We start from the raw sequence: 13,814 nt of genomic DNA on the forward strand, positions 1-13,814 counted from the left end.
AAGAACGCAGAAAATGATTCATTTTCTGCGCTCTTTTCAACTAGCTATAATTTTTTCTTGATTTATCCATTTTTTCATACTGGTACGTAAGGCAAATGACACTGCCAAGGCAACTGAATTATTACGAATTATTCACAGTTTCATACATCCGGATTGCTTCAAGAAAGTATTCCCCGTATTTCTCCAATTTATTTGCGCCGACCCCGTTAACTTCAAGGAACGCCTCTTCATCTTTCGGTTTGCGTGCAACCATGTCCTGCAGGCTCTTATCCGAGAAGATGACAAACGGCGGAACTCCCGCCTCATCTGCCAGTTTCTTGCGCACCGTCCGCAATTCCTCGAACAACGGATCGTTGGTGGCGATTCGCTTCGTGACGACGGCGCCTTTTCTCATGACGCGGCGTTTTCCGAGCAGGACATCGCGCCCACCGTCTGGGACGAAGATCGTCGGGAAGCTGCCTTGCTCAACTGCCAGCAATTCCTGTGAAATCATGAATTCGATGAGGTTCGAGACTTCTTTTGAATTCATGTGTTTCAATACGCCGTATGTCGATAATTGATCGAATCGGAAGTCGAGCACTTTCTTATTGCGTGAGCCGGTCAATACTTGGGCAGTCATCGTCTTGCCGAATTTCTGGCCCATGCGGATGACGCACGACAACACTTTCTGGACATCTTCTGTGACGTCCTGGCCTTCCCTTTCGTCGACGCAGTTTCCGCAATGGCCGCACGGTGCCGCACTTCCATCGCCGAAATAATGGACGATAAATTGTTGGAGGCAATTTTCCGTATGGCAATAGTCGACCATCCCCTGGAGCTTCTTCAACTCCCCCGGGATGCGCGAAGGGTCTTGCGCCTGATCGATCAAAAAGCGCTGCGTCTGGACATCCTGAGAAGCGTACAGGACGATGCACTCACTCGGCAGTCCATCTCGTCCTGCGCGCCCAGCTTCCTGATAATAGCTTTCCATATTTTTCGGCAGCTGGTAATGGATCACATAACGGATATTGGATTTATCGATGCCCATCCCAAATGCGTTGGTCGCCACCATCACGGTCACTTCATCGTTCAAGAAGCGTTCTTGCCCGAGGCGGCGTTCATCGTCCGGCATGCCGGCGTGGTATTTTGCCGCCTTGACGCCGCGTTTGACGAGCGATTCATAGACCGAATCCACCGTTTTGCGCGTCGCTGCGTAAATGATGCCTGCCTCGTTATCGTTTTTCTGGACGTAGTCCCGGATAAAACGCTCACGGTCCTGTCCTTGAATGACTGAAAAACTTAAGTTCGCCCGTTCAAAACCGGTGATAACGGTATTTTGTTCTTCGATATCCAGGATGCGGCAAATATCTTCCCGCACTTGAGGGGTCGCTGTCGCGGTCAAGGCTAGGACAGTCGGATTGTCTGGGAAAATTTCCAGCATGCGGCTAATCAGCCGGTAGCTCGGCCGGAAATCGTGGCCCCATTGCGAGATGCAATGCGCTTCATCGACTGCGATGAGGGGCACTTTGACGCCTTGCAAGCCATCCAAAAACATTTCCGAATCGAGGCGCTCTGGCGCGATATACAATAATTTGATGATGCCCATCTGCACTTCATGAAGGATTTCACGAACTTCGTAGACATCGAGCGAACTATTAATAGAAGCAGCTGGAATTCCGGCTGCCTGTAAAGAGTCGACTTGATCTTTCATCAGGGAGATCAGCGGCGAGACGACGATGGTCGTTCCTTCCATCGCAAGCGCAGGAATCTGGTAGCACATCGATTTCCCGCCGCCTGTCGGCATGACGCAAATTGTATTCTGGCCATCGAAAACTTGTGTGATCGCCTGCTCCTGGCCGGTCCGGAAGCTATCATACCCGAAATGCGACTGCAGTAATTTTCTTGCTTGTTCCAACACCTTTGAACACTCCCCATACTGTTTTACTATTAACGTAGCTTACCATATTTGAAGGGTTATTTCTTTTTTTGCATACGAAAAGCCACCCTAGAAAATTGATTATTTTCCGGGGTGGCTGGAAAGGCCTTTTATTCAGAAGGTGCCAGTGAAAATGATCTCAGTCGTACACTCTTGCCAACAGGAAGAAATACGGTTGCCGCATTCCTTTCCAGTCCATCATGCCCATTAGCACATCATCGTTCACTTTCCGGAAATGGTCCTGGATCGGCAATTGATCGTAAATCATCACCGCACTCGTTTTCCCACGCCACTCCATCTTGCGGAGCCGCGCTGCACCTTTCGCGCCGCTCAACAGATTAGCGATCAGCGCGGGTGGAAATGGATGCAGCGGGAACGGTTTTCCAAAAGGGGAGTTAAACAATAAAGGGTCGACATGCTCGGTGCTGTGGAAAGCTTTGCCGTACCAGCCCGATTTTTCAAGCCAGCCGTCCAGTGGGTGTCCTGACGGCAATTCGCGCCCTTTCCACGTACCGAACATTTCGTACGGGTCGACTGGCTCAAGCGCATCGAACAAGCGGCAAACTTCGCCCGCGTTGTCCGCACCGTGCTCGATCATTTCCCAAGCCCAACGTTCCGGCTTCATGGCCCTCTTCCTTTCAGCTTAAATTTCAATCTCCCACTGTTTAGCTTCTTCGTCTTTCATCTGTTGTTCGGTCTCTTCTGGATACGCCGTGCGGAATTTGTGGGAATCCTGCGGAATGATTTCCACCATTTTATCGATCATGTCCTGCGGATCGAATTGGTCTTCCAAGCCCTTCTCCATTTCCTTCATGTCTTCAGGGCGAGTGAAGTGGATTTTCTCATCGAACCATTTCCACTTGGCTTCTGCGCTGCGGTCGTTGAACCCTGTAGCGAATGCGCCCGGATTGATCGTCGCCACTTGTACGCCGAACTCCGCCATTTCCTTGCGCAGTGTTTTTGCAATTGCTTCGATAGCGTGCTTCGTCGCTGTATACGGGCCGACGTAAGGCGTCGACATGATCCCTGCCATGGAAGATAGGAAAATGATCTTGCCTTTGCCTTTTTCGACGAATTTACGTGCTGCGATTTGAGCCGTTTCGAGCGTTTGGAAGACGTTCACTTCAAATAATTCACGGAAGTTTGCCATTGGCACTTCCCCGAGTGGGCCGCCTTCATTGATGGCAGCATTTGCTACAAAGATATCGAAATCGTATTCAAGCATCTGTGCCAGATCTTGCGGGTTTTTAATGTCCATTTTAAACGTTGTCAATTCTACCCCGGCTTCAGATGCCGCTTCACGGAGTGATGTTACTTGAGGGGCTGTTTCAACTGGCGCGATGACTTTATGGCCTTTCGCTGCCAGTCCAAGTGCCGTACCTTTTGCGAGCCCGCTTCCGGCTCCTGTAATGAAAATCGTTTTACTCATATTTGTCTCCTCCTGATTCTGTAAGTTGCTATAATTTGTCTTCCCCATAGCAAGCAGAATAAACAGGTTTAATTGAGCCACCATTCTTTGCGGTCCATTTCCTCCGCAAAATGGGCATATTCAGAGAGTGTCTCCTCCAATACTTTTTCGCTGCGGGCAAGCATACGCTCCCTCGCTTTTTTCCGTTTAAAGCGCCGCCCATAGGCAGCTTGCAACTCGTCGTAGGAGGATTTCAATTCACGGAAACTTGTCGCGAGTTCATCGTCTTCATCCGATAACAGCGAAGCCAGCATCCCGATTTTTCCGTACAGCTCTTCCACTGTATAACGGTCGCGCTCCTTGTACAGGATGCCGGCTACAATCGATGCGGGCAGCTCTTCGTCGACACCCCGTGCCAAATCCGTCAGCAGTTCAATCATGATACGGCGGTTGCTCGCCAGCGACAGGACATAAAAGATATGGGGAATCTGGTCAACTGGCGTTTCTTCAATATACTCATCGATTTGCCTGATCAAATCCTCCGCTTTTAGATGGTCGATGAGAATCCCCAGCCGGTATGTTTCGTACATTATGTATCTTCTCAAATCCTCACCGCCATTCCTTAAGTCTCTTTTTATTTTGACAGATAATTCTGTCAAAAACAATTCATCAATTGTTTTACCACACGAAAAAACCTGTCCTCCTTATTACAGGAGAACAGGCTCATGAGTTCACACATATATTCATCAAGTCGCCAAGCCATAGCTGCCCATACGGCGTTTCACTTGGATAAAAGAAGCCGCCTCAGCAAGTTCCGCTTCATTCAATGGCTGGTCATCAAGCATTACTGTATATTCGTTCAGGAAATTCGCATTTTGGAGATTAACGTTAATCGTGCGGTCGTTGCGGTCCAAAAGACTATCCACAGAAATCTCAAAGAAATCGGCGAGGCGTTCCAGATGTACAACTGACACTTGTTTCTTTCCGCTTTCATATGCCCATACCGTGCTTTTCGCAAAGCCCAAACGGTCTGCAAGCTCCTCCGGGGAAAGGCCTTTCGCTTCTCTCAAGTCTTTTATTTTTTTGCTTAGTTGCTTCATAGTTGATTCCTGCTCCTTTTAGTAAATTTCTAATTATTTTAAATATACTGCAATTAAAGTGAATGAGCAATCATTTTATGGATAATTTTTTAAAATAGAATGAATATTTAGTGAACAGTATCTATTTAATATAATAATTGGAAATAAAGCAGGTCATAAAGCATTTAAAAATTAAAAAAATCTTATTCTGTGATAATTAATCCCAGTTTACGGGCAAATAACAATGCTTGATCTGTAGATACTTTGCACCCCGACACCAATTCCATTGTCAATTGCAGTTCTTCAAAGCGGCTTGAACTGAAATCGATTCCTTTCAGGGAAGTTGCTGTGAAATTCGCCTCATTTAACTCGCTGTCAAGAAACTGCGTGTTTTTCAAATCCACTTCGTAGAAATCTCCCTGCCTGATAGCACTTTGTTCAAAAATTACATCACTGATATGGGAGAAACCAAAAACCGCATAATCAAGCCGGCAGCCTTTGAAGCGCGTATAGCGAATTGTACTTTCAGTGAAATCCGTGCCCAGCAATCTGCAATTCTCGAACTTCACACGATGGAACACCGCACGGCCTAAATCAGCATTCGATAAGTCACAATTGATGAACACGACATCCGCAAACTCACTGCGCTCCCATTCGCCACCCAAAAAGCGGACATTCTCGAACAACACCCGGTCGAAATGAATTTTTCCTGCCGGTAATTCTTCAGAAACGATCCGGCAGTCATGGACATATCCATCATCTAATGCTTCAATAAAAGAAATTGTTTCTAATTCCTTGGGAAGCATCGGTTCCGTTTTCTTGTTCTTCTTCATTATAATTCCTCCTGTTCGCTTATGTTCTTTCTTTAACTTAACGACTGCAAAGTTCCTTGTCCCATCCGCCGCGAGATAGGCAATAACCCAAATCCGCTGCAAAGGAGATGCTGCATGGAAAATGTCAAAAGTACTTTTAAAGAAGTCGCCTCTGCCATTCTGCCTGTCACGATTGTCGTCGTCTTGCTTCAAGTGCTGATCATCCGCCTGCCGCTCGAAGCGCTGCTGCAGTTTTTAATCGGGGTCATTTTTGTAGGAACCGGTTTTTTCCTGTTCCTGCTGGGGGTCAATGCAGGGTTGCTCCCGATCGGTGAATTGATCGGCAAGAAGCTGCCTTTGACCCGCAAGCCATGGCTAATCATCGGGACAGGCCTTGTGCTTGGTCTTGCCGTCACGATTGCCGAACCGGATGTTCGCGTTTTGGCTAATCAAATCGATGATGTTTCAGGAGGAGATATTTCAAGAAACATCCTCATTCTATCCGTTTCCGTGGGCTTGGCGATTTTCGTCGCTTTGGCGATGGTCCGGACACTGTTCAGCATCCCAATCCATTATATGCTGATTGGGGGATATACTTTAGTTTTCCTTCTTTCCTTTTTTGTCCCTGAAGCATTCATCCCCATTTCATTCGACGCAGGCGGCGTTACGACCGGCCCAATGGCAGTGCCTTTCATCTTGGCACTGGGCATCGGCGTCGCTTCCGTGCTGCGATCCGATAAGCCAAGCAGCGGCGAAGGCTTCGGCTTGATCGGGCTTGCTTCGATCGGGCCCATCATCGCAGTCATGCTCTTGGGGGTGTTGTACCGGTGAACTTGCATATCTTCCAGGGTTTTGGGGAAGTGCTGATTGAAGTCAGCATGGCCCTCCTCCCACTTGTCGTGTTTTTCAGCGTATTTCAATTGTTCATGCTCAAATTGCCGAAAGAACGTGTCCTGCAAACTGGTCTCGGTTTTATTTTGACATTTTTCGGATTGGCTTTTTTCCTTCAAGGCGTCCATATCGGCTTCATGCCCTTCGGTGAATTGATGGGGGCGGAACTTGGGGAGTGGCAGTATCGCTGGGCAATCATTCCGATTGGCTTCATGCTTGGCTTCGTGGCGACATTCGCCGAACCCGCTGTCCGCATCATGAATGAGGAAGTCGACCGTGAAACGGGCGGTTATATTTCCTCGCAGGTCATGCTCTACACCTTATCGACGGGGGTCGGCTTATCCATCGCTTTGTCGATGCTGCGGATATTGACAGGCTGGTCGATCTGGTATTTCATCCTGCCAGGTTATATTCTCGCACTGATCCTGATTTTCTTCTCCACCCGGACATTTATCGCAATCGCCTTTGATTCAGGCGGTGTCGCTACCGGCCCAATGACCGTCACGTTTATCGTCTCAGTAGCAGTCGGCATCGCTTCTGTAACGGAAGGAAGAGATCCGCTTGTCGATGGCTTCGGGATGATTGCGCTTGTGGCATTGACGCCGATTATCGCCGTTCTCGTTGTCGGCTTACTCTTTAACCGAAAGGCAGGGAATCAAAACCATGAATCTGAATCATAGACTGATGATTGCCATTGTAAAACGCGGCGCTTCAAGGGAGGTCATCGCAGCAGCGAAAGAAGCCGGCGCTGATGGGGCGACGGTGCTGTATGCAGAAGGGATCGGAAGAAACGAAAAACCTACGTTCCTCGGGCTCCCCGCTACACACGAAAAAGATGTCATCTTTATCGCCGTCGACGGTGAAATTGAATTTGCCGTCGCCGAAGCGATCAGCCATGCCGGAAAGCTGGGGAAATCCGGTTACGGTCTCGGCTTTACTATCCACCTCAGCCAATTGCTGGGGGTTCCCCACCTAAACGACCGCGAAGACGATCGAAAAAAGATGCGAGGAGTGGAAAAAATGCCAGAACCGAAAGATTTCCAGTTGATTGTGACCATCGTCAATTCCGGGGATTCCGGGCAAGTCGTCAAAGCGGCTGCAAACGCCGGCGCTGAAGGCGGGACCATCCTGGAAGGGCGAGGCACCGGAGTCAACGAACAGAAGAAATTCATGAACTTTACGATTGACCCGGAAAAAGATGTCGTCCTGACATTGGTGCCGGCCGTGTTTGCCGAAAAAGTTGTTGCAAGCATCGAACAAGCCGTCGACCTCGACGCTCCAGGTAAAGGCATCGCCTTCTTGATCGACGTGGAAAACGTGTTTGGGGTCAATCATTCCTCTTTGAATCCATAAGAAAAACCGGTGAGCTCACGACTCACCGGTTTTTCCATTTAATAACGTTCTGCGCCGTGCCCTTTGGAGCTGGCGGCTTGAGCGACTTTGCTTGCTGCCGGCTTTCCGTAGAGCTTCGTTTCAGCGTTTTCGTTGTCTTTCATTTCGTTCATTTTCTTCACTTTCATATCGATGTTCTCGCGGACGCGGCGGCCGTAGTCTTCATCGGCCTGTGTGAAGTGATGCACCATTTCCTCTTGAATGCGCGGGTCGCATGCTGATAGCGCATCGCCGAGATTATTGATTAATTCTTCGCGCTCCCAATCCTCGAAACTTCGATACGTCTCACCGGCTTGGCCATAATTATTCGTCCGGTCGATCGGCGCCTTCGTCAATTTGCCTTGGTATTCCGGTTCATGATCTGGCGTATCCGGGCGATCTGCTTCCTTGAATCCGCCAAGCACGGACGGTTCGTAATTGATATGTGGATTCTTCGCGTTTTCGCCGCGCGGCACATCCATCGCCCCTCCGTATTGATTGGTCGCCACACGTTTTCTTGGCGCGTTGACCGGCAGTTTCAAATAGTTCGCCCCGACGCGATAACGCTGCGTGTCGGAATACGAGAACGTACGGCCAATCAACATTTTATCGTCCGAGAAGTCCATGCCGTCGACAAGGACGCCTGTACCAAAAGCAGCTTGCTCGATTTCCGCGTGGTAATTCTCCGGGTTGCGGTTCAAAACCATTTTCCCGACTGGCAAGAATGGGAATTTATCCATCGGCCATAATTTCGTGTCATCCAACGGGTCAAAGTCGAGTTCGGCATGTTCGTCGTCGCTCATGATCTGCACGAACAGCTCCCATTCCGGATAGTCGCCATTTTCAATCGAGTCGTAAAGATCTTCCGTTGCGTGCCCGACGTTTTTCGCTTGGATTTCATCAGCTTCTTCCTGAGTCAAATTACGGATGCCTTGTTTCGGCTCCCAATGGTATTTGACGAGGACCGCTTCCCCTTTGTCATTTACCCATTTATAGGTATTGACCCCAGAGCCCTGCATGTGTCGGTAAGTTGCTGGAATGCCCCAAGGGGAGAACAGGAACGTGATCATATGCGTCGCTTCAGGAGAACGTGCGACAAAGTCGAACATCCGCTCCGGATCCGGCACGTTGGAAACCGGGTCGTTTTTAAAGGCGTGGATCATATCCGGGAATTTCATCGCATCACGGATAAAGAAAATCTTTAAGTTATTTCCGACAAGGTCCCAGTTGCCGTCTTCTGTATACATCTTCACTGCAAAACCACGCGGGTCGCGTGCCGTCTCAGGAGAGTGGCGTGATCCTGCTACTGTAGAGAAGCGCACAAGCAGGGGCGTCTGTTTGCCTTTGCCTGAAAATACTTTAGCGCGCGTATATTTTTCAACCGGCTCGTCGCCGACAGTTCCGTAAGTCTCGAAATAGCCGAATGCCCCGGCGCCACGTGCGTGGACGATGCGTTCAGGTATTTCTTCACGGTCAAAATGAGAGATCTTTTCGATGAAGTTATAGTTTTCAAGAGTAGCCGGCCCACGATTTCCGACAGTTCGCAAATTCTGGTTGTCTTTTACCGGATGCCCTTGGCGATTCGTCAAGGTTTCCTCGTTTTCGCCTTCAGACATTTTGTTCTTAAGCTCTTCGTTATGGTCCTTCATGAGAATCCTCCTTCATATTAATGCCATCATTTCCCTCTTCCCACACTCGCCAGCAAATAAACCTATTTTCTGCCAAATCATCCCTTCGACGCAGACTCGCCCTTTTCAAGAAGTGCCCTTTATCATTTGAAAATTAAACCCGCTTCCCTTGGAATAGACAAATCCCGTTGGATATGGAAAACTAGAATGGAATCGACTAACAGAAAGCAGGGCTGGAAATGAGCGTTACCTTGAAAGAGAAAGGGAGATGGGACCCTTTGAAAGTTTTTTTGAAAGTATCAGCGGCCTATATTCTCTCCCGGTTTTACCGAAATGCAAAAGGCCCGAAAATCGCCCTGGTGGGAGGAAACCTCGGAGAAAAATACGAAGACAACGCTTCGGTATTCCATAAATATTTGGTGAATAACCATGCAGAACAAGTCACGGCTTATTGGATGTATGATCCGGCGACCGACTACGCGAAAAACGGGCAGATCCCGAATGCCGTACCGCTCGGCAGCTTCCGCAATTACTTGCTGTTTTTCCGCGCAGATTACACATTCCATGGGCATTCCTTGCTTTATGATATCGTGCCATCCGCCGATAAATTCTTGAATTTAAATCGCCGGACGGTCATCACGCACGTCAGCCATGGCATCGAAGGCTTCAAGAAAATCCTCATCCAAAAAGAGGATGTTCCACTCCTCAAGCGGACAGATTATTTTAATTGTGCTTCGCGCTATGAATATGAGTTGAAACGCGACAAATGGAAAATCCCTGAAGAAAAACTTATCATCACCGGATTCCCCCGTTTTGACCGCTACTTGCCAAACCAGCCGCCAAAAGAGATGAAGCGCATCTTGATGATGATGACTTGGCGCGAATGGCTATTTGACCTCTCAAGGGAAGAATTTCTCGAAAGCAATTACTTCCGCAGCACGATTGGCTTATTGGAACATGAAGGAATACGGAATCTCCTGAAATCCAACGGCATCCATCTCCAAATCGCCTTGCACCCGTTCATGAAGCGATTTGAAGAGCACTTCTTTCCGCTTGCCGACCAGGATTACGGCATCGAATTCCTGGATTTCAATCACGCATCCATCGAGCGGTCGATCGAAGAAAACGATATGCTACTGACGGACATCACAAGCGTTTCCTGGGACTTCCTGTATTTGAATAAACCGATCATCTTCTTTATGTTCGACCAACAGGAATATACGGAAAAGCGCGGTTCTTACCTCGACCTCGATAAAGATTTATATGGATATAGGTCTCCGACAGTAGAAGATGTCTACAACACGCTCACCTATATGGTCGAAAATAATATTACGCATAACGAATGGTATGGGAAAGCCGACGAGTACATCGACTATTTCGACCAAGATAATTGCAAACGCTTGGCACAACGCGTCATGAACGTTTGAATGTTTCACGTGGAACTCTATTTTGAGACAAAAACCGGCAAACCTGAGATCGTTTCAGGCTTGCCGGTTTTTTTACCGTTTAACGGATGAATAATATGAATAATCCTTTAAGACGATAGATCGCCCAGTTGCAGCTCCACAGGGCAATGATCCGAGCCGTGTACATCTTTATGGATCGACGCGCTCTTCATTTTCCCGACGAGACGGTTGGAAGCGATGAAGTAATCGATGCGCCAGCCGACATTCTTCTCACGGCAATTCGAACGATACGACCACCATGAATAATGTCCGCCTTCATCCGGATGGAAATGACGGAACGTATCCACAAAACCGCTGCCGAGAAAATCATTGATCTTGCCTCGCTCTTCTGGCGTGAAGCCCGAATTCTTTTTATTGGCTTTCGGATTTTTCAAATCGATTTCCTGATGCGCCACGTTCAGGTCCCCGCATAAAATAACAGGCTTTTCGAGGTCCAATTGCTGGATATACGAAAGCAGCTTGTCTTCCCACAAGAGGCGGTACGAGAGGCGAAGCAGCCCGTGCTGGGAGTTCGGCGTGTAGCTATTGACCAAATAAAATTCAGAGAACTCCAATGTGATCAGCCTGCCTTCTGTATCGTACTCCTCGAGACCGACCCCGTACTGGACATTCAATGGGCGCTGTTTGGTGAAGACGGCGGTCCCTGAATAGCCTTTCTTCTGTGCATAATTCCAATATGTATGATAACCCGGAAGATCCAAATCAATCTGGCCTTCCTGTAATTTGATCTCCTGAACACATAAGATATCGGCATCCACTGTCTCGAAGAAATCCATAAACCCTTTTTTCATCACGGCCCGCAGGCCATTTACATTCCATGATACCAACTTCATCCCACTCACTCACTTTCTGTCATCAGTGTAGCGGAATAAAGGCTTCGCCTCAAATACGGAGGTCCCGATTTCTTCTGACTTAGATTGTAAAACTTCAGCAAATATTCAGTCAAAACTGTCTTTTTTTAGAGTCTGTCTTGTACAATAGACTTAATGAAAAAGGAGGCCTTCGGCTATGGCGAAGTTCACAAAACCGGAAAAAAGCTGGGCGTTATATGATTGGGGCAGCTCCGCTTATTCCATTATCATCACGACCGCAGTATTTCCGCTTTTCTATAAAGCCGCCGCAACAGACGCCGGTGTGGAACTTGCGGATTCCACTGCTTATTTAAGCTACACAATCGCTATCTTCACGTTTATTTTGGCAATGCTCGGCCCATTACTCGGCACCATTGCCGATTACGAAGGAATGAAAAAGAAATTTTTCACAGTGTTTTTCGTGCTTGGCACAGTTTCGACGGCGATGCTCGCTTTCGTCCCGGAAGGCCAGTGGCTCTGGCTCTTGATCTGTTATGTGTTCGCTGCGCTCGGTGCGACCGGCGCGAATTTGTTCTATGATGCTTTCATTGTCGACGTCACGACCGAAAAACGCATGAACCGCGTGTCTGCATTTGGCTACGGGCTTGGTTATATCGGTTCGACCATTCCGTTTGCGCTCGCCATCCTCATCATCCTGCTCGCCCAAAATGAAGTCCTGCCGCTATCTGTTACAAATGCCAGCCGGCTTGCCTTTTTGATCACCGCTGCTTGGTGGATCCTGTTCTCGGTTCCGTTGTTCCGCCATGTAAAACAACAGCATTTCATCAAACGCGAAGCAAATCCCGTCGTCCAAAGCTTCCGACGGCTCAATAAAACGATCCGGGAAATCCGCCAGTACCGCGCCTTGTTCCTGTTCCTGATCGCGTACTTCTTCTATATCGACGGTGTTGGCACGATTATCTCGCTGTCCACCGCATACGGAACTGATCTCGGATTGAGTGCCACCAGCCTATTGATCGTCTTGTTCGCCACACAAGTAGTGGCCGCGCCTTTTGCGATTCTCTACGGCAAGCTCGCCGATCGCTTTACCGGAAAGAAAATGCTGTATGTCGGCATCTTTGTCTATATTATCGTCTGTGTCTATGCGGTCTTCATCGAAACGATTATGGATTTCTGGATTCTCGCGATGCTGGTCGCCACCAGCCAGGGCGGCATCCAAGCTTTGAGCCGCTCTTATTTCGGCAAGCTGGTGCCGAAGCAAAATGCCAATGAGTTTTTCGGCTTCTACAATATTTTCGGCAAATTTGCCGCAATTACGGGGCCTTTGCTTGTCGGGGTCACTTCCCAGATTACCGGAAACTCCAGTTTAGGGGTTTTGAGTTTGGTCGTCCTCTTTATCATCGGCCTGGTCGTCCTCATCTTCGTTCCAGAGCCAGTGCCGCATGAGCCGGTCGATGAAGTCGCCGCTGAATAAAACAACACACAAAAGGCCTCCCGCAGCTGCGGGAGGCCTTTATTCATGATTAATTATTCTTTTTCGCGTCAGTTGGCTCGACTTTAATCTCGCCATCCGAGTTCTTGCCGAGTGATGATTCGCCAAATTCCACGACATCTACGCCGCCGGCATCTTTCTCAGCTTTCTTGATTTCTTTTTCTACTTTCTTTTCAGCCTTATCGTGCTCTTTTTGGGCTTTTTCTTCTTTTTTCTCTTCTTTTTCTTCAGCTTTTTCTTGCTGCTTCGATTCTTTTTCAATCGCTTTTTCTTGTTTTTTCAATTCTTTTTCCTCCTTTTTCTCCTCTCTCTTTGTTTTCAATTCATCAGCTTTTTCTTTAGCTTGTTCAAGTGAACTGTTCACTTTTTCACTGGAATCGGAAGTCTTCGCTTTTACTTGTTCCTGTAGTTCCTTACCGCTCTTAGGCGCAAGCAAGAGTCCTGCTGCAGCGCCAATCAAAGCGCCTGTCACAGCGCCGGCTACGAAGCTTCCGCCGCCTCCGCCTGACTCAGAACCGTATTCCGGTGCCATTGGTGCAGGCGACTGGATTTTGCCTTGGCGCACGAGGCGCTCTTCGACTTCCTCTACGATTTCAAACAATGTGCGCCCTCTCGCTTCAACTAATGAAACGCTCATGTGGAAATCCGTCAAATCTTCCTGGTCACGGACAACCACTACGTCGTAATCGGGTGCATCTGTTTTCTTTTCAAGCATTTCTGCACGGTACCCTTTTTGTACCAATGCATCACGTACGGATGTAAATGGATGTTCGACTGCAATTTTTACCATTCTGTGTCCACTCCTTTTTTGAAAACTCTATGTTAAGATGTTTTCCCCTAATCCACTGCTCTAAACTTATCCTTTGCAAACTCCTCCATTTTTTCAAATTTTCACGCTTTGATTAGCTTTGTGAATCCGCTTATTCATAATGAAGAATTT

At 48.2% G+C, this 13,814-nt stretch carries 14 protein-coding genes; 5 read left to right on the forward strand and 9 right to left on the reverse strand.

Annotation, left to right across the window (positions count from 1 at the left end; genetic code table 11):
• Positions 1–121 precede the first annotated feature (121 nt).
• The 6 genes from recQ to DFR62_RS06260 all read right to left on the reverse strand — a co-directional run bounded on the left by recQ (position 122) and on the right by DFR62_RS06260 (position 5,235).
• Complete coding sequence (recQ, locus tag DFR62_RS06235) at positions 122–1,897, reverse strand: DNA helicase RecQ (RefSeq protein ID WP_121298795.1); 1,776 nt, start codon at positions 1,895–1,897, stop codon at positions 122–124.
• 157 nt (positions 1,898–2,054) lie between these two features.
• A complete protein-coding gene (locus DFR62_RS06240; RefSeq protein ID WP_206662501.1) occupies positions 2,055–2,540 on the reverse strand; it encodes a DUF4334 domain-containing protein in 486 nt (161 codons plus the stop codon).
• A gap of 18 nt (positions 2,541–2,558) precedes the next feature.
• On the reverse strand, positions 2,559–3,344 hold the full coding sequence (locus tag DFR62_RS06245; protein ID WP_121298797.1) for an SDR family oxidoreductase: 786 nt from the start codon (positions 3,342–3,344) through the stop codon (positions 2,559–2,561).
• A 68-nt stretch (positions 3,345–3,412) separates the two neighbouring features.
• A complete protein-coding gene (locus tag DFR62_RS06250; RefSeq protein WP_121298799.1) occupies positions 3,413–3,913 on the reverse strand; it encodes a hypothetical protein in 501 nt (166 codons plus the stop codon).
• 156 nt (positions 3,914–4,069) lie between these two features.
• Positions 4,070–4,423, reverse strand: coding sequence for a helix-turn-helix domain-containing protein (locus tag DFR62_RS06255; RefSeq protein ID WP_121298801.1), 354 nt, complete (start codon positions 4,421–4,423; stop codon positions 4,070–4,072).
• A 182-nt stretch (positions 4,424–4,605) separates the two neighbouring features.
• Positions 4,606–5,235, reverse strand: a complete 630-nt coding sequence (locus DFR62_RS06260; protein ID WP_121298803.1) for a pentapeptide repeat-containing protein — start codon at positions 5,233–5,235, stop codon at positions 4,606–4,608.
• A gap of 114 nt (positions 5,236–5,349) precedes the next feature.
• Between DFR62_RS06260 and DFR62_RS06265 the strand changes: the two genes are divergently transcribed.
• From DFR62_RS06265 to DFR62_RS06275, 3 genes are read left to right on the forward strand one after another with little or no spacing between them, the layout of a single operon-like run.
• Positions 5,350–6,045 carry a DUF1538 domain-containing protein gene (locus DFR62_RS06265; RefSeq protein WP_121298805.1) on the forward strand — a complete coding sequence of 232 codons (696 nt, stop codon included), beginning with the start codon at positions 5,350–5,352 and terminating at the stop codon, positions 6,043–6,045.
• A complete protein-coding gene (locus tag DFR62_RS06270) occupies positions 6,042–6,785 on the forward strand; it encodes a DUF1538 domain-containing protein (protein ID WP_121298807.1) in 744 nt (247 codons plus the stop codon). The genes DFR62_RS06265 and DFR62_RS06270 overlap by 4 nt, the downstream gene beginning before the upstream one ends.
• Positions 6,769–7,458: a P-II family nitrogen regulator gene (locus tag DFR62_RS06275; RefSeq protein WP_121298809.1), complete on the forward strand. Its 690-nt coding sequence runs from the start codon at positions 6,769–6,771 to the stop codon at positions 7,456–7,458. The genes DFR62_RS06270 and DFR62_RS06275 overlap by 17 nt, the downstream gene beginning before the upstream one ends.
• Before the next feature lie 38 nt (positions 7,459–7,496).
• Here DFR62_RS06275 and DFR62_RS06280 read toward each other — a convergent pair whose 3' ends face one another.
• Positions 7,497–9,125, reverse strand: a complete 1,629-nt coding sequence (locus DFR62_RS06280) for a catalase (RefSeq protein WP_208640407.1) — start codon at positions 9,123–9,125, stop codon at positions 7,497–7,499.
• Positions 9,126–9,382: 257 nt separating this feature from the next.
• On the opposite strand from DFR62_RS06280, the gene DFR62_RS06285 reads away from it, so the two are divergent.
• The gene (locus tag DFR62_RS06285; RefSeq protein ID WP_241663186.1) at positions 9,383–10,531 is read left to right on the forward strand and encodes a CDP-glycerol glycerophosphotransferase family protein; all 1,149 of its coding nucleotides are present in this window, start codon (positions 9,383–9,385) and stop codon (positions 10,529–10,531) included.
• 107 nt (positions 10,532–10,638) lie between these two features.
• Here DFR62_RS06285 and DFR62_RS06290 read toward each other — a convergent pair whose 3' ends face one another.
• On the reverse strand, positions 10,639–11,403 hold the full coding sequence (locus DFR62_RS06290; protein ID WP_121298814.1) for an exodeoxyribonuclease III: 765 nt from the start codon (positions 11,401–11,403) through the stop codon (positions 10,639–10,641).
• 175 nt (positions 11,404–11,578) lie between these two features.
• On the opposite strand from DFR62_RS06290, the gene DFR62_RS06295 reads away from it, so the two are divergent.
• Entirely contained in the window at positions 11,579–12,856 is a 1,278-nt protein-coding gene (locus DFR62_RS06295) for an MFS transporter (RefSeq protein ID WP_121298816.1), read from the forward strand.
• A gap of 49 nt (positions 12,857–12,905) precedes the next feature.
• Here DFR62_RS06295 and DFR62_RS06300 read toward each other — a convergent pair whose 3' ends face one another.
• A complete protein-coding gene (locus DFR62_RS06300) occupies positions 12,906–13,664 on the reverse strand; it encodes a YkuS family protein (RefSeq protein ID WP_121298818.1) in 759 nt (252 codons plus the stop codon).
• Positions 13,665–13,814 lie beyond the last annotated feature (150 nt).

Origin of the sequence: Planococcus citreus (genome assembly GCF_003664125.1) — a bacterium.
GTDB lineage: Bacteria > Bacillota > Bacilli > Bacillales_A > Planococcaceae > Planococcus > Planococcus citreus.